Here is a 24,085-nt window from a genome sequence, read left to right as displayed (position 1 = left end):
CCAGGACCCCGCCCCTGCGACCCCGTCCCCTCCCGTCTCGTCGGCGGCTCCCCGCCGGTGGTCCGTGTCCATCGGCTGCGTGTCTGTCGTTGGCCGTCGTTCCGGTGGTCCTGTCCCCTTCGGTCCCGCCGTTCCCTCGGTGGCCCCCGCCCGTCCCCTTCACGTTGGCGTCGGCCGTCGCCTCGTGGATCCGTTCGCTCCGGGGTGTGGTGCCGGTGGTGTGTTGGTGGGGGTGGGGTTGGGCTGGGGTGGGCGGGCCATACTCGTGGAGTGACTCCAGGTGCGTATGACGCCGTGATCCTCGCCGGGGGCGCCGCTCGGCGGCTCGGCGGGGCGGACAAGCCCGCCCTGCGGGTGGGCGGACGGGCCCTGCTCGACCGGGTGCTGGCCGCCTGCCGGGGGGCCGGGGAGACCGTGGTCGTCGGACCGCGCAGGCCGACCGCCCGGCCCGTCCGCTGGGTGCGTGAGGAGCCGCCGGGCGGCGGGCCGGTGGCCGCGCTCGACGTCGGCGTACGGCAGACCACCGCACCCGTCGTGCTCGTTCTCTCCGCCGATCTCCCCTTCCTCACCTCTGAGACCGTGAAAGCCCTGCTCAGCGGGGTGGGTGAGGCCGACGGCGTGGTCCTCACCGACTCCGACGGACGGGCGCAGCCGCTGGTCGCCGCCTATCGCGCCGAGCCCTTGCGGCGTGAGATCGCGCTGCTCGCCACCGAGCACGGTCGGCTCTCCGGGCTTCCCCTGCGGCTGCTCACCTCCGAGCTCTCCCTCGGCGGCCTTCACCACCCCACCGCGTCCTTCGACTGCGACACCTGGGAAGACATCACGACAGCCCGTGCGCGGATCAGGGAGCATGGAGTCGTGTTGGATGAATGGATCACCGCGGCCAAGGCCGAACTCGGGATCGACCTCGATGTCGACACCGCCGCTCTGCTCGACCTGGCCCGGGACGCCGCGCACGGGGTCGCCCGGCCGGCCGCCCCGCTGACCACCTTCCTCGTCGGTTATGCCGCGGCCCGGCGGGGTGGCGGACCCGAGGAGCTGGCCGACGCGATGCGCAAGGCGTCGGCACTGGCCGCTCGTTGGGCCGATGAGGCCGGGGCACCGGAGCAGTCGGCGGGATGACGCGGCGCGACGGGACGGGGGACGACGAGGCGCTCGACCGCGAGGTCGACGAGGCGCTGGCGCTCGCCAACGAGCGTGCGGGGACCGCGTCCACGGCCGAGGAGGGTGAGGAACGGGACTGGGCCAGCCCCGCCCTCGACCTCGCCCGGGGACATACGCCCCGGGACCCGGCGCCCCGAGGACATACGCCCCGGGACCCGGCGCCCCGGGTGCCGGCCGCGGGGTGGTGCCGTTCTCCGGAACGGCACGCGGTGGAGGACCCCACCTGGTCCGAGGCCCGTGCCATCGCCGGGGCCGCCGCGGCCGGGACGTCCGCCACGGTTGTCCGGCCGCTCGCGGAGGCGCTCGGGCAGGTGCTCGCCGAGCCCCTTGCCGCCCTCACCGACCTCCCGTCGTTCGACACCTCCGCCATGGACGGCTGGGCCCTCGCCGGGCCCGGACCCTGGCGGCTCCCCGCCGACGAGCCCGGGCACGGGATCCTCGCCGGGCACGCCGCTCCGGCTCCGCTTCCCGACGGGCACGCCGTCCGTATCGCCACCGGGGCCCGGGTGCCGCCCGGTACCACCGCTGTTCTGCGCTCCGAATACGGCAACGACACCGGTGACGGCTGGCTCTACGCCGCCCACCCCGTCGTCATGGGCCAGGACATCCGCAACCGCGGGCAGGAGTGCCGCAGCGGCGATCATCTGCTGCCCTCGGGCACCCCGGTCACCCCCGCCGTGCTGGGGCTGGCCGCCGCGTCCGGCTATGACCAGCTGACCACCGTCCGCGCGCCGCGGGTCGATGTCCTCGTCCTCGGCGACGAGTTGCTGACCGAGGGGCAGCCCCGGGACGGCCGGATCCGGGACGCGCTGGGGCCCATGGTCGGCCCATGGCTCCGGACACTCGGCGCCGAGGTGGCCAGGACGCGGCGGCTGGCCGACGACGCCGACGCGGTTCACGCCGCCGTCAGTGAGTCGACAGCGGAGGTGATCGTCACGACCGGCGGCACCGCGGGCGGCCCGGTCGACCATGTGCATCCCACGCTGCGCCGTCTGGGTGCCAAGCTGCTGGTGGACGGGGTGCGGGTACGGCCGGGGCATCCGATGCTGCTGGCCCGGCTCGCGCCCGGGCGCCATCTGGTCGGTCTGCCCGGCAATCCGCTGGCCGCCGTCTCCGGTCTGCTGACGCTCGCCGAGCCGCTGCTGCGCACGCTCGGGGCGCGTCCCGAGGCCGAGGCGCGCCGGATGCCGCTGGCCACCGCCGTCCAGGGGCATCCGATGGACACCCGGCTGGTGCCGGTGGCGTTCCGGCGCGGGGCGGCACTTCCGCTGCGGTTCCACGGCCCGGCGATGCTGCGCGGTATCGCCGCGGCGGACGGGCTCGCGGTGATCCCGCCGGGCGGCGCCGACCGCGACGACGTGGCCGAGGTGCTGCCGCTGCCCTGGTCCGGGGGGTACGGCGGAACGGCGGCCGCCCCCGGCGATGACGATGACGGCATACCCACCCCGGAGGCCCCCGCGTGAAGCTGCCCAGTCAGGACGCGGCCGCCCGCACTCCCGAGGACACCAGTCACCGGGTCCGCCTGCCCCACTTCTCCGCGGGCCCGCTGCGCCAGGTCGTCGGCAGGCTGCTGCTCGCGCTGTTCGTGATGGTGCTGACCGTGGTCATCGTGTACACGGACCGCGCTGGCTACCACGACAACTCGGATCAGCACGTCGACTTCCTGGACTCCGTGTACTACTCGACCGTCACGCTGTCCACCACCGGCTACGGCGACATCGTCCCGTACAGCGACAGCGCGCGGCTCAGCAACATCCTGCTGGTCACCCCGCTCCGCGTGATCTTCCTGATCATCCTGGTCGGCACCACCCTCGAGGTGCTGGCCGAACGCACCCGCGAGCAGTACCGCTTGAACCGCTGGAGGTCCGCCTTGCGCGATCACACCGTCGTCGTCGGCTTCGGGACCAAGGGGCGGTCCGCCGTGCAGACGCTCTGCGCGACCGGGCTGCGCAAGAACCAGGTGGTGGTCGTCGATCCCAATCACAAGGTGATCGAGGTGGCCAACGCGGAGGGGTTCGCGGGGGTGGTGGGCGACGCCACCCGCAGTGATGTGCTGTTGCGCGCGGAGGCGCAGCGGGCCCGGCAGTTCGTGATCGCGACCCAGCGGGACGACACCGCGGTGCTGGTCACGCTGACCGCCCGGCAGCTCAACAAGCGCGCCAACATCGTGGCGGCGGTGCGGGAGGAGGAGAACGCGCCGCTGCTGCGCCAGTCCGGTGCCGACGCGGTGATCACGAGCGCGAGCGCGGCGGGGCGGCTGCTGGGGATGAGCGTGCAGAGCCCGACCGCGGGCGCGGTGATCGAGGATCTGATCCAGCAGGGCAGCGGACTGGACCTGGTGGAGCGGACGGTGGTCAAGGCGGAGGTGGGCCGTTCGGTGCGGGACACCGACGACCTGGTGGTGTCGGTGCGGCGCGGCCATCGGCTGCTGGCGTACGACGACCCGGACGCCAGCCCGCTCCAGGCGGCCGACCGGCTGATCACCATCGTGCGCGCGCCGACTCCGCAGGAGGAGTGAGCGGCGGGAGTAGCCTCGCGGCCATGCATGCGATCACGATTCCCGAACCCGGCGGCCCGGAAGCGCTTCGGTGGGCGGAGGTGCCCGACCCCGTACCCGGTGAGGGGGAAGTCCTCATCGATGTGGTGGCCGGTGGTGTCAACCGTGCCGATCTGATGCAGCGGCAGGGGCTTTATCCGCCACCGCCCGGCGCCTCCCCCCATCCCGGTCTCGAGTGCTCGGGCCGGATCGCCGCGGTGGGCCCCGGGGCCACCGGCTGGGCGGTGGGCGACGAGGTCTGCGCGCTGCTCGCGGGCGGTGGATACGCTGAGAAGGCGGTGGTCCCCGCGGGGCAGGTGCTGCCGGTGCCGGAGGGGGTCGACCTGGTCACCGCGGCGGCGCTGCCCGAAGTGACCGCCACCGTATGGTCGAACGTCTTCATGATCTCCCATCTGCGGCCCGGCGAGACGCTGTTGGTGCACGGTGGGTCGAGCGGGATCGGCACGATGGCGATCCAGCTCGCGAAGGCGGCCGGGGCGCGGGTGGCGGTGACCGCGGGGAGCGCGGAGAAGCTGGCGGCCTGCGCGGAGCTGGGGGCGGACCTCCTGGTCAACTACCGCGAGCAGGACTTCGTGGAGGAGGTGCGCCGGGGCACCGACGGTGCGGGGGCGGACGTCATCCTGGACATCGTCGGCGCCAAGTACCTCGCCCGGAACGTGGAGGCGCTCGCCGTGAACGGCCGGCTGGCCGTCATCGGCCTCCAGGGCGGGGTGAAGGCGGAGCTGAATCTCGCCACCCTGCTGGCCAAGAGCTGTGCGGTGATGGCCACCGGACTGCGGGGCCGCTCGCTGGCGCAGAAGGCGGCGATCGTCGCGGCGGTGCGGGAGCACGTCTGGCCGCTGGTCGGCAGCGGCCGGGTCCGTCCGATCGTGGACCGGACGGTTCCGATGCGGGAGGCCGCGGAGGCGCACCGGCTGCTGGACTCCAGCGAGCATGTGGGCAAGGTGCTGCTCACGGTCTGAACCGGGCCCGCGGCCGGAGAGCGGAGCGCGGAACACGGACAGCGGCGTCTGAAATGCCCTGTTTATTCACCCGTGTAAATCTGATCCCGTTACGCACTGGTTCAGTACGGGAGAGTGACGACCGTGAACCCTGCGCTCCGCACCCTTCCCGCCGTGGTCCTGCTGGTGGGGTCCGTCCTGGCGGCTGCCCCCATGGCGCGGGCCGATGACGGGCTCGCGGGCACCCACGCCGGTGAGGGCCGTACGCATCCGGGCCGCCCCGAGCCGCCCGCCGCCTCGCCCCCGGGCGACGACGGCGGGGTCGGCGAGGAGGGGGAGGGCGGCCGTTCCTGGCAGCTGGTGCCCCGGTGGACGCCGTCCTCCCTGACGGACCCGGAGACGGACGAGCCGCCGATGGCCCGCGAGCTGGCGCCGTCCGAGCGCCGGTACGAGACGGGTCGTACCGCGGCGGAGCCGGGCGACCGGGCGATGCGGGTGCTGCCGCTGGGCACCGGGCTGGCGCTGACCGGGCTCGGGCTGGGGCTGGCGTTTCTGGGGTTGCGGCTGCGCCGTCAGTGAGCGTCCGCCCGGGGTCCGGGACGGACCGGGACACCCCTCGCCCTCCGTCCGAGGTGCCGGTGCGGAACAATGGGGGTATGAACCAGCCGATGAACGAACGATCGCAGGAGAGCCCGCACGTCCTGGTCGTCGGTCCGGACGGTATGGCGCTCGGCGGTGTCACTCCTGGCGAGGGCAGTGGTGACGACGAGTCGCGCGAGGTTCCCGTGACGGACATGGTCGAACAGCCGGCGAAGGTCATGCGGATCGGCAGCATGATCAAGCAGCTTCTGGAGGAGGTCCGGGCGGCACCCCTCGACGAGGCCAGCCGGGTCCGGCTCAAGGAGATCCACTCCAGTTCGGTGAAGGAGCTGGAGGACGGCCTGGCCCCCGAGCTGATCGAGGAGCTGGAGCGGCTGTCGCTGCCCTTCACGGACGAGGTGATTCCCACCGAGGCGGAACTGCGCATCGCACAGGCGCAGTTGGTCGGCTGGCTGGAGGGCCTGTTCCACGGCATCCAGACGACGCTGTTCGCCCAGCAGATGGCGGCGCGCGCCCAGCTGGAGCAGATGCGCCGGGCGCTGCCGCCGGGTGTCGGCGGCCCCGAGGAGGGCGAGGAGGGACCGCATCTGCACGGCGGTGCCCGTTCCGGCCCGTACCTCTAGCGGTTTTCGCGGCCGATCGCACGGCGGGCCGCCCCGGGACAAGTGCCCGGGGCGGCCCGTGGCCGTTCCGCCCGAGATGTGGTGCGGATCAGTCGTCCGGCATACCGGTGGAGACGGTCAGCTCGATGGTGTCCGTGTCCGGGTTGTACGGCTCGTAGTTCCGGTACGTGTAGTTGGTGACCGTGCCCTTGCCCCAGAGGTTCTCGTCCTCCGTGGTGACCCGGTACTTCCAACCCGCCTTCTGAATGCACTTCTTGACGGAGTCGATGTACTTGTTCTGGAAGTCGGGCACCGAGTAGGTGCCCTTCTCCTGCGAGTTCTCGTACGCGTCCGTGCACTTCGACGGCTCGATGGTCTTGGTCTTGTCGCCCATCCGGAAGCCCGCCGGGGTCGCGGTGGGCTTCTTGTGGGGCTTCTTGCTCTCGTCGTCCTCCGAGCCGCCGCCCCCGCTGAGGGCGATCACCAGGACCAGCGCGACCACCGCGATCGCCGCGACCACGGCGGAGCCGATGATCACGCGCTTGTTGCCGCCGCCCCCGTTCGACGGCGGCGGGGTCGCGGAGGACCCGAGGTTGTACGGCGGCGGCGTGGAGGCCCCGCCGGTGTACGCGGGGGCCGGGGTCTGGAAGCCCTGCTGGCCCACGGCCTGGGTGGGCGGCGGGGTGGACGGGCCGAAGGCACCGAACTGGCCGGTGGGCTGCGGCGGCTGGTACGGCGTCTGGACACCGCCCTGACCCGCGGCGGCGGCGTGCTGCTGGTCGACCGGCGGGAAGACCGCCGAGCCGACGCCGGAGCCGCTGCGGGCCGGCGGGCCGCCGCTGATGATGATCGGCGAGGCACCGGTCTGGCCGGTGCGGGAGACCCGGGAGCACTCGTCGCGCATCGCCTCGGCGGTGGGGAAGCGCTCGTTCGGGTTCTTCTTCAGCGCGCGGGCGACCAGCGCGTCCACGGCCGGGGGTATGGACTGGTTGATCGTGGAGGGCGCCACCGGCTCCTCCTGGACATGCGCGTAGGCGATGGCCAGCGGGGAGTCCGCGTCGAAGGGCAGCCGCCCGGTCAGCAGCTCGAAGAGCATGATGCCGACCGAGTACAGATCGCTGCGGGCGTCCACGCCACGGCCCAGCGCCTGCTCGGGGGAGAGGTACTGCGGGGTGCCCACGACCATGCCGGTCTGGGTCATGGAGGTCACACCGGACTGCATGGCGCGGGCGATGCCGAAGTCCATGACTTTGACCACATTACGCTTGGTCATCATCACGTTACCGGGCTTGATGTCCCGGTGGACCAGGCCCATTTCGTGGCTGATCTCCAGCGCCGCCAGAACGTCGGCGGTGATTTTCAGCGCCTTTTCGGTCGGCATCGCGCCGTACTGCCGGGCATCGGTGTCCAGAACCGAACGCAGGGGATGGCCCTCGACGTACTCCATGACGATGTACGGCATCAGGGAGCCGTCGATGGAGTCCTCGCCGGTATCGAATACCGAGACGATGTTGGTGTGCGTGAGCTTCGCAACAGACTGCGCCTCGCGGCGGAATCGCTCCCTGAAGGACTGCTCACGCCCCAACTCGGTGTGGAGGGTCTTGATCGCGACCTGGCGGTCCAGGACCGAGTCGTAGGCCAGGTGCACGGAGGCCATGCCGCCCTCGCCCAGCAGGTCACGAAGCTCGTAGCGGCCGTTGGCCAGGGACTGCCCCTGGTACCGGCCTGGTGCGCCCTGCTGGCTCATTTCCTACATCCCCCTCGGCGCACTCACTGTTCTGACGCGCACGTTTCAACGCATTGATCTTCAAGTTCCGGATATCGTGGCCAAGTCTGCCGCAGGCCACGGACACGTCAAGCCGCGTGCCCGTTCCGTGACCGGATGCGCAAGAACCCGTCACGCGATTTGCATCGCTTCACCGTCAACAGGTTTGATGGCCGGTCCATCACCAACCGATGCGTGGCGCGATGCCTGTAGCGTGCCTGGCAAGGAACCGTACCGCCCGCGGGCGGGGCGATCGAACCAGACCCCCACCGAGAACGAGACGGCGAGGACCGATGGCACAGACGCAGAGCGCCCAGGGGCCCGACCCTGACGCCAGCGGGTCCGGAATGTCCGACTCGCCGGAGTTGTGGGGCAATGGGGGCCTTGTTGGTGATGGGCGATATCGCCTGACCAGTCGTCTCGGCCGTGGTGGCATGGCCGAGGTGTTCGGTGCCGAGGACCTCCGGCTCGGCCGGACGGTCGCGGTGAAGCTGCTCCGCGCCGACCTGGCCGAGGACCCCGTCTCCAAGGCCCGCTTCACCCGCGAGGCACAGTCCGTCGCCGGGCTGAATCACCACGCCGTGGTCGCGGTCTACGACTCCGGCGAGGACGTCGTCGGCCCGAACACCGTGCCGTACATCGTGATGGAGCTGGTCGAGGGCCGGACCATCCGCGATCTGCTGCTGAACGCCGAGGCGCCGCCGCCCGACCAGGCGCTCATCATCGTCTCCGGGGTGCTGGAGGCGCTGGCCTACAGCCATCAGCACGGCATCGTGCACCGTGACATCAAGCCCGCGAACGTGATCATCACCCACGGCGGCGCGGTCAAGGTCATGGACTTCGGCATCGCCCGCGCCCTGCACGGCGCGCAGTCCACGATGACCCAGACCGGCATGGTCATGGGCACCCCCCAGTACCTCTCCCCGGAGCAGGCCCTCGGCAAGGCCGTCGACCACCGCTCCGACCTGTACGCCACCGGCTGTCTGCTCTACGAGCTGCTGGCGCTGCGCCCGCCCTTCACCGGCGAGACCCCGCTGTCCGTCGTCTACCAGCATGTCCAGGACACCCCGGTGCCGCCGTCGGAGGTCTCCGGCGGCCAGGTGCCGCCGGAGCTGGACGGCCTGGTGATGCGCTCCCTCGCCAAGGACCCGGACGACCGGTTCCAGAGCGCGGAGGAGATGCGCGGGCTGGTGCAGTACGCGCTCCAGATGCTGCACGAGGCGGGCGGCCACACCGGGATGTGGAACACCGGCCCGGTCACCCAGCACCTGGGCGGCTCCACCCCGGCCATGGGGATGCCCGGCGTCGGGACGACCGGCGCGCTGCCGCACCCCGGCCACGGCGACACCTCCCAGCAGCCGCTGATCCCCACCCGCGGGGGCGACGACGACGGCTACGGCGGCGGTTATGACGACGGCTCCGGCAACGGACGCCGTAAGGGCCGGGGCAAGGTGTGGCTGATCGCCGCGCTCGCCGTGATCGCCGTCCTGGCCGGGGTCGCCTTCGCCCTCCAGGCCGGGAAGAAGGACGGCGGGCACACGCCGACCGACACCCCGGCGACCGAGCAGCAGAAGGAGACCTCGAAGCCGAGCGAGAAGCCGAGCGACGAGCCCAGCGACACCACGCCGTCCGAGGAGACCACCGGCGACCCGGACGACGACTGGACCCCCAGCGACGACCCGTCGCCCTCGTACTCGGAGGACTACCCCTCGGACAAGCCGAGCGACGAGCCGTCGGACGAGCCCTCGGACGAGCCGAGCGACGAGCAGACCACGCCCGACGACGAGGACACCACCCCGCCGCCGGACGAGGAGACCACTCCGCCGACGTCGGACGTCCCGACCGACGACGCCACCTCCGAGGACTGATCCACCGCGGGACTCCACCGGACGGCCGGGGCCTTTGTGCCCCGGCCGTCCGCTGTGTCCGGGGCGGGGCGGGGCGCGGACGGGGCCGTCAGTCGCAGAAGGCGTCCCGGACCGCCTCGTACTCCCGCGTCCACCACACCACCAGCGCCGCGGCCGCCGGGAACTGGTGATCGGCGCGCCGGTCCCCGCGCTGATAGCGCCAGCGCAGCATCCAGAAGTCATTGAGCCGCTCCCACCAGACCCGGTGGACGGCGGCGGCCATCTCGGCGGCTCCCGCGCCCGCCGTACAGCGGTAGGCCCGGGCGTAGGAGCGGATCTTGGGCAGCTCCAGGGTGCCGCCGGGGCGTACGAAGAAGATCGCGGCGGCGCGTACCGCCTCCTCGGCGCGGGGCTGCACCCCTAAGCGGTCCCAGTCGACGATGGCCGCCGGCTCCGTATCGCGGTAGAGCAGGTTCAGCGGGTGGAAGTCGCCGTGGACCCAGCCGGTGGCCGGCACCGCGTCCGCCTCCGGCCGCCGGTGGGCGTACCGCTCGACCAGGCCCCGCCGCTCGACCAGCCGGTGTTCGGCGAGTTCGTCGAAGGTGTCGCGCGGGCGGTGGCCGCGGACCAGCGCCAGCAGTTCGTCGATGACGGCGAAGGTGTCCTCGGGGGCGGCCGAGGGGTCCGGGGGCTGCCGGTCGTGGGTACGCGCCCGCATGACCCGCTCCAGACCGGTGTGTACGACCCCGAGCAGCCCGCCCAGCCGCCAGCACTGCGGGGCGGTCAGCTCACCGCCGTCCCGGTGCCGGCCGTCCACCCAGGGGTGCAGGGCGTAGCAACGCCCGCCGATGACCGCGACGGTATGCCCGTGGACGTCGGGAACGGGCGGGGCGACGGGCAGTCCGAGCGCCTCCAGCCGCTGGGTGGCCCGGTGCTGGCGGGCGATGGCGGTGCGGTCGCCGTCGAGGTGGTGCTTGAGGAAGAACCGGCCGCGGGTGGTGGTCAGGTGGTAGCCGCGGTTGAGCAGCCCTTGGGCGAGGGGGCGGCAGGACAGCGCCTCACCGGTGCCCTCGTAGCGGCGGAGCAGGGCGCTCAGGGTCGCCCCGTCGGGAGTGGGCTCGGCGGAGGTGACATGTGAGCGCGGCACTTGCCAGATGTTAGATCACGCGGCGTCACGGACCGTACGCGCAGGTGTACCCGGGGGGCGGGTCGGTGCGGGGAGGGGCGGACGGGACGGACGGGGAGCCGGGTGCCCCCGCGGCGCCTCAGTGCCGCTGGGTCTCGGCCTGCATCCGGGCCACATAGGCCGCGGCCTGCGAGCGGCGTTCCATGCCCAGTTTGGAGAGCAGACTGGAGACGTAGTTCTTGATGGTCTTCTCGGCGAGATGGAGCCGCTCACCGATCGCCCGGTTGGTCAGCCCCTCCCCGATCAGCAGCAGGATCCGGCGCTCCTGCTCGGTGAGCGAGGCCAGCCGGTCGTCGGGCTTGGTGCCGCCGCCGCGCAGCCGGTCCAGCACCCGGGCGGTGGCCACCGGGTCCAGCAGGGAGCGGCCCGCGGCCACGTCCCGCACCGCGGCGAGCAGTTCGCCGCCCCGGATGTCCTTGAGCACATATCCGGAGGCACCCGCCATGATGGCGTCGAAGAGTGCTTCGTCGTCCGCGAAGGAGGTGAGCATCATGCAGTGGACGGACTCGTCGCGCGAACGGATCTCCCGGCAGACCTCGACCCCGCTGCGGTCCGGCAGCCGGACGTCGAGCACGGCGACATCGGGGCGGGTGGCCGTGATCCGGGCCAGTCCGTCGGCCGCGGTGCCCGCCTCGCCGACCACTTCCATATCCGGCTCGCTCGCCAGGAGCTCTCGGACGCCGCGCCGTACGACTTCATGGTCGTCGAGTAGGAAAATCCTGATTTTTCCTTCATCGCGCACGGATCCAGTCTCACACACCAACTCTTCCCGTGCCTTTGTCCAGCGGGATACCGTGCGCTTGTCCGGCGGCCTGCGGGGCTGTGACCAGTGGATGTGTCCCCATCGGCGCGATTTACTTGGAAATCCAAGCAAAATTGCAGGTCAGGTGGGGTTTCGCAGACATGCGACGCACTGGGTAACGTGCCTTTTGCAGGGCCAGCCGCCGGGAAACCTGTCACGCCCGGTCGGGCTTCGACGCACCCACCCCGTGCGCCGTTGTCATGAACGGGCGAGCCGCAACTGGCCGCCGGCGGATCCCGGAGGCCGGACAGACGGAGGAGCAACGTGACCGTGGAGAGCACTGCCGCGCGCAAGCCGCGCCGCAGCGGAGCCAAGCGCACGAGTGCGGGGAACGCCAAGAAGAAGCCGGCGGGCCAGACCGACCTCGTACAGCTGCTGACCCCCGAGGGCGAGCGGGTCGAGCACCCTGAGTACGCCATCGACCTGACCCCCGACGAGCTGCGCGGCCTGTACCGCGACATGGTGCTCACGCGCCGGTTCGACGCCGAGGCCACCACCCTCCAGCGCCAGGGCGAGCTGGGCCTGTGGGCCTCGCTGCTGGGCCAGGAGGCGGCGCAGATCGGCTCCGGCCGTGCGCTCAACGACTCCGACTACGTGTTTCCCACGTATCGCGAACACGGTGTGGCCTGGTGCCGGGGGGTCGACCCGACCAACCTGCTCGGGATGTTCCGCGGGGTGAACCACGGTGGCTGGGACCCCAACAGCAACAACTTCCACCTCTACACCATCGTCATCGGTTCCCAGACGCTGCACGCCACCGGCTACGCCATGGGCGTCGCCAAGGACGGCGCCGATTCCGCGGTGATCGCCTACTTCGGTGACGGCGCCTCCAGCCAGGGCGATGTCGCGGAATCCTTCACCTTCGCCGCGGTCTACAACGCTCCGGTCGTCTTCTTCTGCCAGAACAACCAGTGGGCCATCTCCGAGCCCACCGAGCGCCAGACCCGGGTGCCGCTCTACCAGCGCGCCCAGGGCTTCGGCTTCCCCGGCGTCCGGGTGGACGGCAATGACGTGCTGGCCTGTCTCGCCGTCACCAAGGCGGCGCTGGAGCGGGCGCGCACCGGCCAGGGCCCGATGCTCATCGAGGCGTTCACCTACCGGATGGGCGCCCACACCACCTCCGACGACCCGACGCGCTACCGCTCGGCGGAGGAGCGCGAGCTGTGGGAGACCAAGGACCCGATCCAGCGGCTGCACACCTACCTCACCAAGCAGGGACTGGCCGACGAGGAGTTCTTCGCCGGTCTCGAGGAGGAGAGCGGCGTCCTGGCCAAGCGGGTACGTGACGCCGTACGGGCCATGCCCGACCCCGATGACCTGGCCATGTTCGAGCACACCTACGCCGACGGCCATGCCCTCGTCGACGAGGAGCGGGCCCAGTTCGCCGCGTACCAGGCTTCGTTCGTCACCGCTGAGGAAGGCATCTGACATGGCAGCCGAAAAGATGTCGCTCTCCAAGGCGATCAACGCGTCGCTGCGCACGGCCCTCGAGAACGACCCCAAGGTCCTCATCATGGGTGAGGACGTCGGCAAGCTGGGAGGCGTCTTCCGGGTCACCGACGGGCTCCAGAAGGACTTCGGCGAGGACCGGGTGATCGACACCCCGCTCGCCGAGTCCGGCATCGTCGGCACCGCGATCGGCCTGGCGCTGCGCGGCTACCGCCCGGTGGTGGAGATCCAGTTCGACGGTTTCGTCTTTCCCGCCTACGACCAGATCGTCACGCAGCTCGCCAAGATGCACGCGCGTTCGCTCGGCAAGGTCAAGATGCCGGTCGTCATCCGTATTCCGTACGGCGGCGGCATCGGCGCGGTGGAGCACCACAGCGAATCGCCCGAGGCGCTGTTCGCCCATGTCGCCGGGTTGAAGGTGATCTCGCCGTCCAACGCCTCCGACGCCTACTGGATGCTCCAGCAGGCCATCGGCAGCGACGACCCGGTGATCTACTTCGAGCCCAAGCGCCGCTACCACGACAAGTCCGAGGTCGACACCACGGCGATCCCCGCCCCGCTGCACGCCGCCCGGGTGGCGCGGCCGGGCACCGACCTCACCCTGGCGGCGTACGGCCCCATGGTGAAGGTGTGCCTGGACGCCGCCGCGGCCGCCGCCGAGGAGGGCAAGTCGGTCGAGGTGGTGGATCTGCGGTCGATGTCCCCGATCGACTTCGACACCCTCCAGGGCTCTGTCGAGCGGACCGGCCGGCTCGTGGTGGTCCATGAGGCACCGGTTTTCCTGGGCACCGGTTCGGAGATCGCCGCACGGATCACCGAGAGGTGCTTCTATCACCTGGAGGCCCCGGTGTTGCGGGTCGGCGGCTTCCACGCGCCGTACCCGCCGTCGCGGCTCGAGGATGAGTACCTGCCGGGGCTTGACCGGGTGCTCGACGCCGTAGACCGTGCGTTGGCGTACTGAAGGGCTTGAGGAGATCGTGACGATGACCGCAGTCGAACAGCGCTTCCGTGAGTTCAAGATGCCCGATGTGGGCGAGGGGCTCACCGAGGCCGAGATCCTCAAGTGGTTCGTGGCCCCGGGCGACACCGTGTCCGACGGCCAGGTGGTGTGCGAGGTCGAGACCGCCAAGGCCGCCGTCGAGCTGCCCATCCCCTTCGACGGGGTGGTGCACGAGCTGCGCTTCGGCGAGGGCGTCACGGTGGACGTGGGCACCGTGATCATCTCGGTGGACACCCAGCCGGGCGCCGGTGACGCGCCCGCGCCCGCCGCCGCGCCCGAGGCCCCCGCCACATCCGCCCCGTCCGCCGAATCCGCCGAACCGGAGGGCCGCCAGGCCAATCTGGTCGGCTATGGCGCGGCGCCCTCCTCCACCAAGCGGCGTCCGCGCAAGCCGGTGCCGGGCCAGCAGCAGCAGCGCACCGCGCCCGCCGCCGCGCCCAAGGCGGCGGCCCCCGCACCCGCCCCGGTGGAGCCCGCCCCCGAGCTCAACGGGCACGGCCCCCGCCCCGGCGCGGGCCGTCCGCTGGCCAAGCCCCCGGTCCGCAAGCTGGCCAAGGACCTGGGCATCGACCTGGCCACGGTCACCCCGACCGGCCCGGACGGGGTCATCACCCGCGAGGACGTCCACGCGGCGGCCCAGGCCGTGCCCACGGCCGAGGCATCCGCCGCCGTCCCCGCCACCGCCGAGGCCCCGGCTCCGGCGGCCCGGGAGCGCCGGGTGCCCATCAAGGGCGTCCGCAAGGCCACCGCGCAGGCCATGGTCAGCAGCGCCTTCACCGCGCCGCATGTGACGGAGTTCGTGACCGTCGACGTCACCCGCACCATGAAGCTGGTCGCCGACCTCAAGCAGGACCCGGAGATGGCCGGGCTGCGGGTCAACCCGCTGCTGCTGGTGGCCAAGGCCCTGCTGGTGGCCATCAAGCGCAACCCGGACATCAGCGCCTCCTGGGACGAGGCGAACCAGGAGATCGTCTACAAGGACTACGTCAACCTGGGCATCGCGGCGGCCACCCCGCGCGGTCTGATCGTCCCGAACATCAAGGACGCGGACGCCAAGACCCTGCCCGAACTGGCGTCCGCCCTCGGTGAGCTGGTCTCGACCGCCCGCGAGGGCAAGACCAGCCCGGCGGCGATGTCCGGCGGCACGGTGACCATCACCAACGTCGGCGTCTTCGGCGTGGACACCGGCACCCCGATCCTCAACCCCGGGGAGTCCGCGATCCTCGCCTTCGGCGCCGTCAAGCTCCAGCCGTGGGTCCACAAGGGCGAGGTGAAGCCGCGCCAGGTGACCACCCTCGCGCTCTCCTTCGACCACCGCCTGGTCGACGGCGAGCTCGGCTCCCGGGTGCTCGCGGATGTGGCCGCCATCCTGGAGCGCCCCAAGCGCCTCATCACCTGGGCCTGAGGCCCGGAGGCGAAGGGGGCGGGGTCCGGGACGCATCACGCGTCCGGGACCCCGCCCCCTTGTCCGCATCGCGGACGCGGGAGTTATGTGCATACCTGATGTATCTATGATGTGCGCATCATGAGTCCCACCGATACGGTCACCAAGCCGCCGCCCGCCGCCGAGCGTGTCTATATCCATGTCAAGCAGGCCGTTCTCGACCGCCGTTACGAGGGCGGCACGCTGCTGAGCGAAGGGGAGCTGGCCGAGGCCGTCGGAGTGTCGCGGACGCCGGTGCGGGAGGCGTTGCTGCGGCTGGAGGCCGAGGGGCTGCTGAAGCTGTATCCCAAGAAGGGCGCCCTGGTGCTGCCGGTCTCCGCGCAGGAGATCGCGGATGTGGTGGAGACCCGGCTGCTGGTCGAGCAGCACGCGGTCGCCAAGGTGGTGCCCGCCGGGGAGTCGTTGCTGCGGCGGCTGGAGGAGCTGCTGGAGGAGCAGAAGGGGCATGCGGCGGCGGGGGACCTCGTCGCGTTCGCGGCAGCCGACCGCTGCTTCCACGCCGAGATCGTCCGGGCCGCCGGGAACGGCATCCTCGCCCAGCTCTACGACCAGCTGCGGGACCGGCAGCTGCGGATGGGGGTCGCCACCATGCACGCCGAGCCGGACCGTATCGCCAAGAACATCACCGAGCACACCGAGATCCTGACCGCCCTGCGCGCCGGGGACGCGCGCTCGGCCTCCGCCACCGTGCAGCGCCACGTCAGCTGGGTGAACAACCTGGCCCGGGGCGAGGCCCGATGACCACCGCCCGGCTGCCCGGGGACCCACCCGGGGGGCGGCGCGCCGTCGCCGTCTGGGGGCTCGGCGTCGGCGTCTACTTCATCGCCATCACCTATCGCACCAGCCTCGGGGTGGCGGGCATCGACGCCGCCGAGCGCTTCCACATCAACGCCTCCGCGCTGTCCACCTTCTCCATGCTCCAGCTGCTGGTCTACGCCGGGATGCAGATACCGGTCGGGCTGCTGGTGGACCGGCTCGGCACCCGTACCGTGCTCGCGCTCGGCGCCACCCTGTTCACCAGCGGGCAGTTCGCCTTCGCGCTCTCCCACTCGTACCCGATGGCGCTGGCGGCCCGGGCGCTGCTCGGCTGCGGGGACGCGATGACCTTCATCAGCGTGCTGCGGCTGGGCTCGCGCTGGTTCCCCGCCCGTCGCGGTCCGCTGATCGGCCAGGTCGCCGGGCTGATCGGGATCGCCGGGAACCTGATCTCCACGCTGGTGATCGCCCAGGCCCTGCACAGCGCGGGCTGGACCCCGACCTTCGCGGGCAGCGCGGTCGGCGGAGTGGTCATGCTCGTCCTGGTGCTGGTCTTCCTCAAGGACCACCCCGAGGGGTACGAACCGGCGGCCGCCCCGGTCGGCGGGAAGGGTTCCGTCCGCCGTCAGATCGCGGCCGCCTGGCGGGAGCCCGGCACCCGGCTGGGGATGTGGGTCCACTTCACGACCCAGTTCCCGGCCATGGTCTTCCTGCTGCTGTGGGGGATGCCGTTCCTGGTCGAGGCCGAGGGGCTGTCCCGGGCCGCGGCGGGTGAGCTGCTGACCCTGGTGGTGCTCTCCAGCATGGTGGTCGGGCTGATCTACGGTCAGGTCATCTCCCGCCATCACGCCGCCCGCGCCCCGCTGGCCCTCGGCACGGTCTGCGCCACCGCGCTGCTGTGGGGCTCCGTGCTGGCCTGGCCGTCCGCCCACGCCCCGATGTGGCTGCTGATCACCCTGTGCGTGGTGCTCGGCGCCTGTGGACCCGCGTCGATGATCGGCTTCGACTACGCCCGTCCGGCCAATCCGCCGGAGCGGATCGGCACCGCCTCCGGCATCGTCAACATGGGCGGTTTCACGGCCTCCATGACCACGCTGCTGGCCGTCGGCGTGCTGCTCGACCTGACCGGTGACAACTTCCGGATCGCGTTCGCCTCGGTCTTCGTCCTCGAGGCGCTGGGCGTCTCCCAGGTGCTGCGGCTGCGCGGGCGCGCGCACCGCCGGGAGCGCGAACGCGTGGTCGCGAGCCGCGTCGAGGCGGTGCACGTACCGGCGTGAGAGGCGCCGTCCGCCGGCTACGGCGTGATGGCGAAGTGGTCGAGGATCGCCTCGGCCAGCTGCTGGTCCCCCTCGACCTTCACCCGTTCGGCGACCGCCTCGGGCCGCACCCGCCCGCAGGCCAGCCGCAGATAGGTCTCCCAGTCCAGGGTGAGGGTGACGGTCGGGCCGAGCGAGACGCTGCCGTCGATGGTGGCCTTGCCGTCCGCGTCCACCCGGACGGTCCGCATGAACTCCAGTGGGCCGTGCACATCGAAGACCACCGCCGAATGGGGCGCGGCGCCCGCGTCCTTGGCGACCACTTTCGGCAGCGCCGACAGCAGGGTGTCACGGGCGACGAGGGCGCCCGGGGAGTCCAGATTGCCGGGCGTGCTCAGCGCCCGGCGCAGGTCCTGCTCATGCACCCAGACGTCGAACACCCGCCGCCGCAGGGCGGCTTCGAGGGGCATCTCCAGACCGCCGGGGACGCGCACCACGGTGTCCGGCTCCCGCTTCTCGTTCCGCAGCTGACGGGAGCGCCGGATGACGGTGTACTCCAGCTCGGAGGTCATCTCGGGCGCCGTGTGACAGCGCCGGACGTCGACCTGGACCTCCATGTACCGCGAGGTCTCGTTGGTGACGTGGTACAGGTCGCGCGGCAGTGTGTGGATGGGGCGGGGGTCGCCCAGCATCTCGCACTCGAGTCCGATGACATGGGAGACGACGTCCCGCACCGACCATCCCGGGCACTCGGTGCGGCGGTTCCACTCGTTCTCGACGAGCGGATTGACCAACTCCGATATAGCGTCGATGGAATGGGTCCAGGCGTCGATGGAGGTCTGAAGGCTGGGATGGACGGTCACGGGACCCCTCGGGCGGTTGGTACGCGGGCTGGGTGCTGGTGTGTGGCTTCAAGTTACGCTGCCCATGAGTGCCAGGGCAGTGCTTTCAAGTCCGATCGTAGGCCCGGTTGACGGTCTCCAAGGCTGGGAGCGGTGGTAGTGTGCGAGCCTCTTTGGTCCAGATCGACGTAGACCCGGACGAGACCCCCGAAAGCCGCCGCGACCGCGCCGCCGGTGTCGTCCGCGCCCAGCGCGGCTCCGATCTGGTGGTGCTGCCAGAACTGTGGACGCTCGGGGCCTTCGCCTACGACTCCTTCGTGAGCGGTGCCGAGCCGCTGGACGGCCCCACCGCCCGGGCCATGGCGGACGCCGCCCGGGACACCGGGGTCTGGCTGCACGCGGGCTCGATCGTCGAGCGCGCCCCCGACGGCACCCTCTACAACACCGCCCTGGTCTTCTCCCCCGACGGCGCCCTCGCGCGCAGCTATCGCAAGATCCACCGTTTCGGCTTCGACCAGGGCGAGGCCGTGATGATGGGTGCGGGCGAGGAGATCGTCACCACCGGCCCGCCGGACGCCACCCTGGGCCTCGCCATCTGCTACGACCTCCGCTTCCCCGAGCTCTTCCGGCTGCTGACCGAGGCCGGGGCGAAGGTCCTGGTGATCCCGGCCGGATGGCCCGCCAGCCGCCGTGAGCACTGGCGGCTGCTGGCCCGCGCCCGCGCCGTGGAGAACCAGGCGTACGTCCTCGGCTGCTGCTCCACCGGCACCCACGCCGGGGTCGAGCAGGCCGGGTGCAGCATCGTGGTGGACCCGTGGGGCGAGGTGGTCGCCGAGACGGACGCCGCCGAGCAGGTGCTCACCGCCGAGCTGGACCTGGGCCGGGTCGACCAGGTCCGTACCGACCTCCCGGTGCTCCGTGACCGCGTGCTGGGCCTGCCCGCGCCCACCGCCCGGACCCGGGGGAATGCCGCGGCCGGGGGCTGATGTTTGATGGGGATATGGCTCCACGTGCACGCGTCCGCGCCCCCGAACTGACCGGCGGCGGTGGCTGGCTCAACACCGGCGGTAATGACCTCACCCTCGCGGATCTGCGGGGGCGCATCGTGATCCTGGACTTCTGGACGTTCTGCTGTGTGAACTGTCTGCACGTCCTGGACGAGCTGCGCGAGCTGGAGGGGAAGCACCGCGACACCGTCGTGATCATCGGGGTGCACTCGCCGAAGTTCGTCCACGAGGCCGACCACCGGGCCGTGGTGGACGCCGTCGAGCGCTACGGAGTGCACCACCCGGTCCTCGACGACCCCGAGCTCGCCACCTGGAAGCAGTACGCGGTACGCGCCTGGCCCACCCTCGTGGTCATCGACCCCGAGGGCTATGTGGTCGCCCAGCACGCGGGCGAGGGCCATGCCCACGCCCTCGAGGCGCTGGTGGCGGAGCTGGAGGCCGAGCACGGCGCCAAGGGCACGCTGCGCCGCGGCGACGGGCCGTATGTACCCCCCGAGCCCGTCCCCACCGAGCTGCGCTTCCCCGGCAAGGCGCTGCTGCTGCCCGGCGGCACCTTCCTGGTCTCCGACACCACCCGGCACCAGCTGGTGGAGCTGGCGGCGGACGGCGAGACCGTGGTCCGCCGGATCGGTGACGGCACCCGCGGGCTGACCGACGGTCCCCCGGAGCGGGCCCGCTTCAGCGAGCCCCAGGGGCTCGCACACCTGCCGGACGGCACGGTCGCCGTCGCCGACACCGTCAACCACGCGCTGCGCCGCTACGACCCCGCCACCGGCGGGACCACCACCCTCGCCGGAACCGGCCGTCAGTGGTGGCAGGGTTCGCCCGCCGAGGGGCCCGCCCGCGAGGTGGACCTGTCCTCGCCGTGGGACCTGGCCTGGTTCGCCGACCGGCTGTGGATCGCGATGGCCGGTGTCCACCAGCTGTGGACATACGACCCGGAGGCCGGGACGGTCCGCGCCGCCGCCGGGACCACCAACGAGGGCCTGGTGGACGGGGCCGCCGACCAGGCGTGGTTCGCCCAGCCGTCCGGGCTCGCCGCGGCCGCGGACCGGCTGTGGATCGCCGACTCCGAGACTTCCGCGGTCCGCTGGGTCGAGCGGGACGGCGAGGGCTTCGTGGTCCGCACCGCCGTGGGCACCGGGCTCTTCGACTTCGGCCACCGGGACGGCGACGCGGAACAGGCCCTGCTCCAGCACCCGCTGGGCGTCACCGCGCTGCCCGACGGCTCGGTCGCCGTCGCCGACACCTACAACCACGCGCTGCGCCGCTACGACCCGGCAACCGGCGAGGTCACCACCCTCGCCACCGATCTGCGCGAACCGTCCGGCGCGGTGCTGGTGGACCGGGACATCGTGGTGGTGGAGTCGGCCCGGCACCGGCTGACCCGGCTGCGGCTGCCCGAGGAGGCCGTACGGGTGGAGGGGGTGGCGCACCGCACCCGGCGCGCGGCCACCGAGATCGCCCCGGGCACGCTCCGGCTGGACGTGGTCTTCCAGGCGCCCGCCGGACAGAAGCTGGACACCCGCTACGGCCCCTCCACCCGGCTGCTGGTCTCCGCCACCCCGCCCGGGCTGCTGGCCAGGGGCGACGGCGCGGGCACCGATCTGAGCCGGGAGCTGGTACTGGCGGACGGGGTCACCGAGGGCGTCCTGCATGTCTCGGCGATGGCCGCCTCCTGCGACGACGCCCCTGAGAACGAGTACCCGGCCTGCCATGTGCACCAGCAGGACTGGGGCGTTCCGGTCCGGGTCGCGGAGGGCGGTGCGGCGCGGCTGCCGCTGGTGCTCGCCGGGATGGACGAGCCCTCCTGACCCTCCGTCCGGGCGCGATCAGCCGGGGCAGTTGGGCAGTTTGGTGTACTGCACCTGGTCGGGGCGGATCCGGATCGCCGGGATCCACACCCGCTTGCCGTCCTTGCTGACCCGGAACCACATGCTGCTGTGTCCGCCCGCCTCGTCGGTGACCGTGACCCCGTTGGCGATCCGGCAGTCGGCGCGCAGGACGTCGCCGTGCCAGACCCGGTCCACGATGTTGGACGGGCGGTAGGCCAGGTAGGGGTCCTCGGCCAGCCCCAGCGCGCAGTAGCGGGTGCGTTGGGTCCGGCAGTCGCGTTCGGCGTTGTGGACGGTGATCCGGGCGCTCTGCGCGGCCGCGGACGGCGTGCCGTCGGAGGAGTCGTCGCCGGACGAGGGCGGTGACCGTGGCCCCGGCGATGACCACGGCCGTGCCGGCGGCCGCGAGGGCCAGCCGCAGCCGTCTGCGCCGCCGCCCGCCGGACGGAGGCCCCGGGCCGGTCGGCGTGTCCCCGTGAGCCGGGCCGTCCGCTTGAGCGGCGTCCTCCTCGGCGGAGCCCTGAGCGGCTTCCTCGGCCGAGGCGGCCTCGTTGGCCCGGTGCAGCAGCTCGACCAGTTCGGGCAGCCGGTCCTCGGCGGTGAAGGAGAGCTTGCCCCATTGGACCAGGAGCCGTTCGTCGGGCAGGCTCTGGCCGCGCAGATAGCGGGAGAGGGAGGAGCGGCTGGCGGGCAGCCTGCTCTCCAACTCGGTCAGGCTCAGCCCCAGTTCGCCATGCATGTGGCGCAGTGCGGTCACGAATTCTCTCACCGGGCCGGAGAGTTGGCCGGGGAGCGGGGCGAGTGGCTTTCGTCGTGGGTTCTCGGAGCGATTCGGATGCGCTGGCACATTCACTATTGGAGCATGTGGATCATGAACATGACGAGCGGCACGTCCACACCCCCACGGTGGACGTGCCGCTCGTTACAGGAACCGGATCAGGAGCGGATCACTCCGTGAACCAGCGCATCAGTCCGTGAACTTCAGCGGACGGTAGGGCTTGTACTCACTGCCCGGCTCCAGCCCGTACTTCCGGGTCGCGTGGTCCGTCCCGAACTCCCCCCGCTGCTCGTACGAGGTGTACGAGGTGTGGGCGGCGTCGTTCCACTTCTCGAACATCACGACATGGCGGGTGTTGTTGTCGCCCGAGGCGTCGATGAGCAGATCACCGGGCTTGAGCTCACCGAGCGAGATCGGCTTGGTGATACCGGAGCCGGCGAGCCCCACGGTGTTGGTGCCGGGGGCCTTCAGGCCCAGCGCCATGGAGACGAAGCCCGAGCAGTCCTGCCGGTAGCCGTCCTTCCAGACCTTGGCCTGGCTGTACGGGACCCGGGTGCCGCCGTTGGCCGTGAGCCAGGTGGCGGCGCGCCGGAGCGCTTCGCCGCGGGTGCCGCCGGTCTGCGGGGGCTTCGGCGGCTGACCGCCGTTCTGCACCGGGACACCCGGCAGCGAGTCCTGCGGGATGTCCACCGCGACCACGCTCAGGAAGCCGTTGACCGGCTTGGTGAGGTGGGCCATATAGGTCGAGCAGGCACTGTCCTCGCACACCTTGTGCCCGGTGTCGACCTGGTAGTCGGCGGTGACGCGGTCCTGGCCCGCGGCGCCCCGGTTGATCATGCCGACCGAGGGGGAGTTGGTGTCCGGCGACTGATGGACCACCCAGCGCGTTCCCCAGGTGGGGAAGTCGGCCGTGGCCGCCGCCCTGGTGCCGAACTCACCGCTGGTGGTCTTCAGCTTCAGACCCGGGTCGTCGGCCTTGACCTCGGTGTCACGGCTCAGCGCGCTCTTCCCGGCCGCCTTGCCCGCCGCAGCGGCCTTGTCCGCCGTGGCGTCATGGCCGCCGCTGTCGCCGCCGCCGGAGCAGCCCACGAGTCCGGCGGCGCCGATACCGGCCGCGACGACCGTGGGGAGGACCTTGCGCAGCAGGGTCCGGCGTGGACCGTGCACGGTGGAGTGGCTCATCTCGAATCCCCCTTCGAGGGCGCCGACTGTCCGCCGGTGCCTGTCGGTTGAGCCGCCGGGCCGATCCGCCGCGGCGACGGGATCCACTCTCGGCCGTGCGGAAGGGGGTTTCGGGGGTGCTGCCGTCCCATGGGACATCCCGTTCCCGCCCACCGCTGTGACCTGCTGGGACATCGGGCGGGACGGTCGTGGGCGGGACGTGGAGGGCGAGGGCGCGGGATATGACGGGACGGCCCCCGCGGGGGAGGCGGGGGCCGTCGGTCGTCGGGCAGCCGCAGGGGAGTCGGCTGCCCGGGTCAGGGAGAGGCGGGCGATACCCGTCGCCTCACCACTCGAGCGCGTCGGAGCTGTCGCTCTGCCAGTAGGTGACCTCCGCGCTGCTGTCGACGTACACCGAGCCGCCGGGCAGCGAGACGGTGGTGGCGGCGTCCGAGCCCTTGAGGAACACGTCCAGCTTGCCGACCTCGGTGCCCTCGCTGCCGGAGCCGTCGGCGCTGGAGGTGAGGATGCCCGCGTAGCCGGACTCGCCCGGTGCGAGGGTGACGACGGCCTGCGGCTTGGTGGCCTCGGCGGCCGGGGTGGCCGCCTGCGCGTCATCGAACCGCAGGGTGGGGAAGTTCGGGAGGGTGCAGGTCCTACCGGAGTTGTTGGTGGCCTTGAGCAGCAGGTGGTTGACCGGCCGGGAGACCTTGCTGACGCTCATCGACACATCGCTCGGGGCACAGGTGCCGGGCCTGGCACCGCTGCCGCTCCGGCTACTGGCGTCGGGGACCGTGCCCTTACCGGCCGCCTGGGCACCGCCCTTGGTACCGGCGTCCGCGCCGCCCCGCGCGGCCTTGTCCTGCGTGTCCGCCGCGCCCTTGGCGTCGGCACCCTTGGCGTCGGAAGCCTGGGCGGCGGCCGAACTCTCCGCGGAGCCGGAGCGCTTGACGCCCTCCGCGTCGTTGCCACCGCAGGCGGCGAGGGTCAGGGCCGCGCCCATGATGGTCAGGCTGGCGACGGCGGTGCGGATGGTGCGGGCGTTGGTGGCGGTGATCGACATGGTGTTTCCCCCAGCGGGTTGAGGACGCCT

21 protein-coding genes are annotated in these 24,085 nt (G+C 71.9%); 14 read left to right on the top strand and 7 right to left on the bottom strand.

Annotation, left to right across the window (positions count from 1 at the left end):
- The first annotated feature begins 270 nt into the window (after positions 1 to 270).
- The 6 genes from AB0C66_RS21160 (at position 271) to AB0C66_RS21135 (ending at position 5,885) form a co-directional block, all read left to right on the top strand.
- On the top strand, positions 271 to 1,122 hold the full coding sequence (locus AB0C66_RS21160) for an NTP transferase domain-containing protein (protein WP_362440552.1): 852 nt from the start codon (positions 271 to 273) through the stop codon (positions 1,120 to 1,122).
- Positions 1,119 to 2,627, top strand: a complete 1,509-nt coding sequence (locus AB0C66_RS21155) for a molybdopterin molybdotransferase MoeA (RefSeq protein ID WP_362440549.1) — start codon at positions 1,119 to 1,121, stop codon at positions 2,625 to 2,627. The genes AB0C66_RS21160 and AB0C66_RS21155 overlap by 4 nt, the downstream gene beginning before the upstream one ends.
- Entirely contained in the window at positions 2,624 to 3,682 is a 1,059-nt protein-coding gene (locus AB0C66_RS21150; protein ID WP_362440546.1) for a potassium channel family protein, read from the top strand. Before AB0C66_RS21155 ends, AB0C66_RS21150 begins: the two co-directional genes overlap by 4 nt.
- 23 nt (positions 3,683 to 3,705) lie before the next feature.
- Entirely contained in the window at positions 3,706 to 4,683 is a 978-nt protein-coding gene (locus AB0C66_RS21145; RefSeq protein ID WP_362440543.1) for an NAD(P)H-quinone oxidoreductase, read from the top strand.
- A gap of 123 nt (positions 4,684 to 4,806) precedes the next feature.
- Positions 4,807 to 5,241, top strand: a complete 435-nt coding sequence (locus AB0C66_RS21140) for a hypothetical protein (RefSeq protein ID WP_362440540.1) — start codon at positions 4,807 to 4,809, stop codon at positions 5,239 to 5,241.
- A 77-nt stretch (positions 5,242 to 5,318) separates the two neighbouring features.
- Complete coding sequence (locus AB0C66_RS21135; RefSeq protein ID WP_362440537.1) at positions 5,319 to 5,885, top strand: bacterial proteasome activator family protein; 567 nt, start codon at positions 5,319 to 5,321, stop codon at positions 5,883 to 5,885.
- Between the two features lie 88 nt (positions 5,886 to 5,973).
- Here the strand turns inward: AB0C66_RS21135 and AB0C66_RS21130 are convergent, their stop codons facing one another.
- A complete protein-coding gene (locus tag AB0C66_RS21130) occupies positions 5,974 to 7,611 on the bottom strand; it encodes a protein kinase (protein ID WP_362440534.1) in 1,638 nt (545 codons plus the stop codon).
- A 311-nt stretch (positions 7,612 to 7,922) separates the two neighbouring features.
- Here AB0C66_RS21130 and AB0C66_RS21125 point away from each other — a divergent pair, with 311 nt between their 5' ends.
- The gene (locus tag AB0C66_RS21125; RefSeq protein ID WP_362440531.1) at positions 7,923 to 9,497 is read left to right on the top strand and encodes a protein kinase; all 1,575 of its coding nucleotides are present in this window, start codon (positions 7,923 to 7,925) and stop codon (positions 9,495 to 9,497) included.
- Positions 9,498 to 9,585: 88 nt separating this feature from the next.
- Here AB0C66_RS21125 and AB0C66_RS21120 read toward each other — a convergent pair whose 3' ends face one another.
- Positions 9,586 to 10,623 (bottom strand): phosphotransferase, encoded by a 1,038-nt coding sequence (locus AB0C66_RS21120; RefSeq protein WP_362440528.1) that lies wholly within the window; start codon positions 10,621 to 10,623, stop codon positions 9,586 to 9,588.
- Between the two features lie 118 nt (positions 10,624 to 10,741).
- Entirely contained in the window at positions 10,742 to 11,404 is a 663-nt protein-coding gene (locus AB0C66_RS21115) for a response regulator transcription factor (RefSeq protein WP_362440525.1), read from the bottom strand.
- A gap of 324 nt (positions 11,405 to 11,728) precedes the next feature.
- Here AB0C66_RS21115 and pdhA point away from each other — a divergent pair, with 324 nt between their 5' ends.
- From pdhA to AB0C66_RS21090, 5 genes are all read left to right on the top strand, one after another.
- Complete coding sequence (gene pdhA / locus AB0C66_RS21110) at positions 11,729 to 12,892, top strand: pyruvate dehydrogenase (acetyl-transferring) E1 component subunit alpha (RefSeq protein ID WP_362440522.1); 1,164 nt, start codon at positions 11,729 to 11,731, stop codon at positions 12,890 to 12,892.
- A 1-nt stretch (position 12,893) separates the two neighbouring features.
- Positions 12,894 to 13,874 (top strand): alpha-ketoacid dehydrogenase subunit beta, encoded by a 981-nt coding sequence (locus AB0C66_RS21105; RefSeq protein WP_362440519.1) that lies wholly within the window; start codon positions 12,894 to 12,896, stop codon positions 13,872 to 13,874.
- A 22-nt stretch (positions 13,875 to 13,896) separates the two neighbouring features.
- The gene (locus AB0C66_RS21100; RefSeq protein ID WP_362440517.1) at positions 13,897 to 15,318 is read left to right on the top strand and encodes a dihydrolipoamide acetyltransferase family protein; all 1,422 of its coding nucleotides are present in this window, start codon (positions 13,897 to 13,899) and stop codon (positions 15,316 to 15,318) included.
- Between the two features lie 120 nt (positions 15,319 to 15,438).
- A complete protein-coding gene (locus AB0C66_RS21095; protein WP_362440514.1) occupies positions 15,439 to 16,098 on the top strand; it encodes a GntR family transcriptional regulator in 660 nt (219 codons plus the stop codon).
- On the top strand, positions 16,095 to 17,390 hold the full coding sequence (locus AB0C66_RS21090) for an MFS transporter (RefSeq protein ID WP_362440511.1): 1,296 nt from the start codon (positions 16,095 to 16,097) through the stop codon (positions 17,388 to 17,390). The genes AB0C66_RS21095 and AB0C66_RS21090 overlap by 4 nt, the downstream gene beginning before the upstream one ends.
- Positions 17,391 to 17,407: 17 nt before the next feature.
- Here the strand turns inward: AB0C66_RS21090 and AB0C66_RS21085 are convergent, their stop codons facing one another.
- Positions 17,408 to 18,232: a maleylpyruvate isomerase family mycothiol-dependent enzyme gene (locus AB0C66_RS21085; protein WP_362440508.1), complete on the bottom strand. Its 825-nt coding sequence runs from the start codon at positions 18,230 to 18,232 to the stop codon at positions 17,408 to 17,410.
- Between the two features lie 140 nt (positions 18,233 to 18,372).
- Between AB0C66_RS21085 and AB0C66_RS21080 the strand changes: the two genes are divergently transcribed.
- Positions 18,373 to 19,197 carry a carbon-nitrogen family hydrolase gene (locus AB0C66_RS21080; RefSeq protein ID WP_362440505.1) on the top strand — a complete coding sequence of 275 codons (825 nt, stop codon included), beginning with the start codon at positions 18,373 to 18,375 and terminating at the stop codon, positions 19,195 to 19,197.
- A 14-nt stretch (positions 19,198 to 19,211) separates the two neighbouring features.
- Positions 19,212 to 21,032 carry an NHL domain-containing thioredoxin family protein gene (locus tag AB0C66_RS21075; RefSeq protein ID WP_362440503.1) on the top strand — a complete coding sequence of 607 codons (1,821 nt, stop codon included), beginning with the start codon at positions 19,212 to 19,214 and terminating at the stop codon, positions 21,030 to 21,032.
- 18 nt (positions 21,033 to 21,050) lie between these two features.
- Here the strand turns inward: AB0C66_RS21075 and AB0C66_RS21070 are convergent, their stop codons facing one another.
- The 3 genes from AB0C66_RS21070 to AB0C66_RS21060 form a co-directional block, all read right to left on the bottom strand.
- Entirely contained in the window at positions 21,051 to 21,248 is a 198-nt protein-coding gene (locus tag AB0C66_RS21070; protein WP_362440500.1) for a hypothetical protein, read from the bottom strand.
- A gap of 772 nt (positions 21,249 to 22,020) precedes the next feature.
- Positions 22,021 to 23,013: a hypothetical protein gene (locus AB0C66_RS21065; RefSeq protein WP_362440497.1), complete on the bottom strand. Its 993-nt coding sequence runs from the start codon at positions 23,011 to 23,013 to the stop codon at positions 22,021 to 22,023.
- Between the two features lie 325 nt (positions 23,014 to 23,338).
- A complete protein-coding gene (locus AB0C66_RS21060) occupies positions 23,339 to 24,055 on the bottom strand; it encodes a DUF4232 domain-containing protein (protein ID WP_362440494.1) in 717 nt (238 codons plus the stop codon).
- Between the last annotated feature and the right edge of the window lie 30 nt (positions 24,056 to 24,085).

It is taken from the genome of Streptomyces sp. NPDC048636, from assembly GCF_040650655.1.
In the GTDB taxonomy this organism is placed as follows: Bacteria; Actinomycetota; Actinomycetes; order Streptomycetales; family Streptomycetaceae; genus Streptomyces.
The sequence above is the reverse complement of the archived record's forward strand: the minus strand, read 5'-3'. Positions and strand labels throughout refer to the sequence as shown.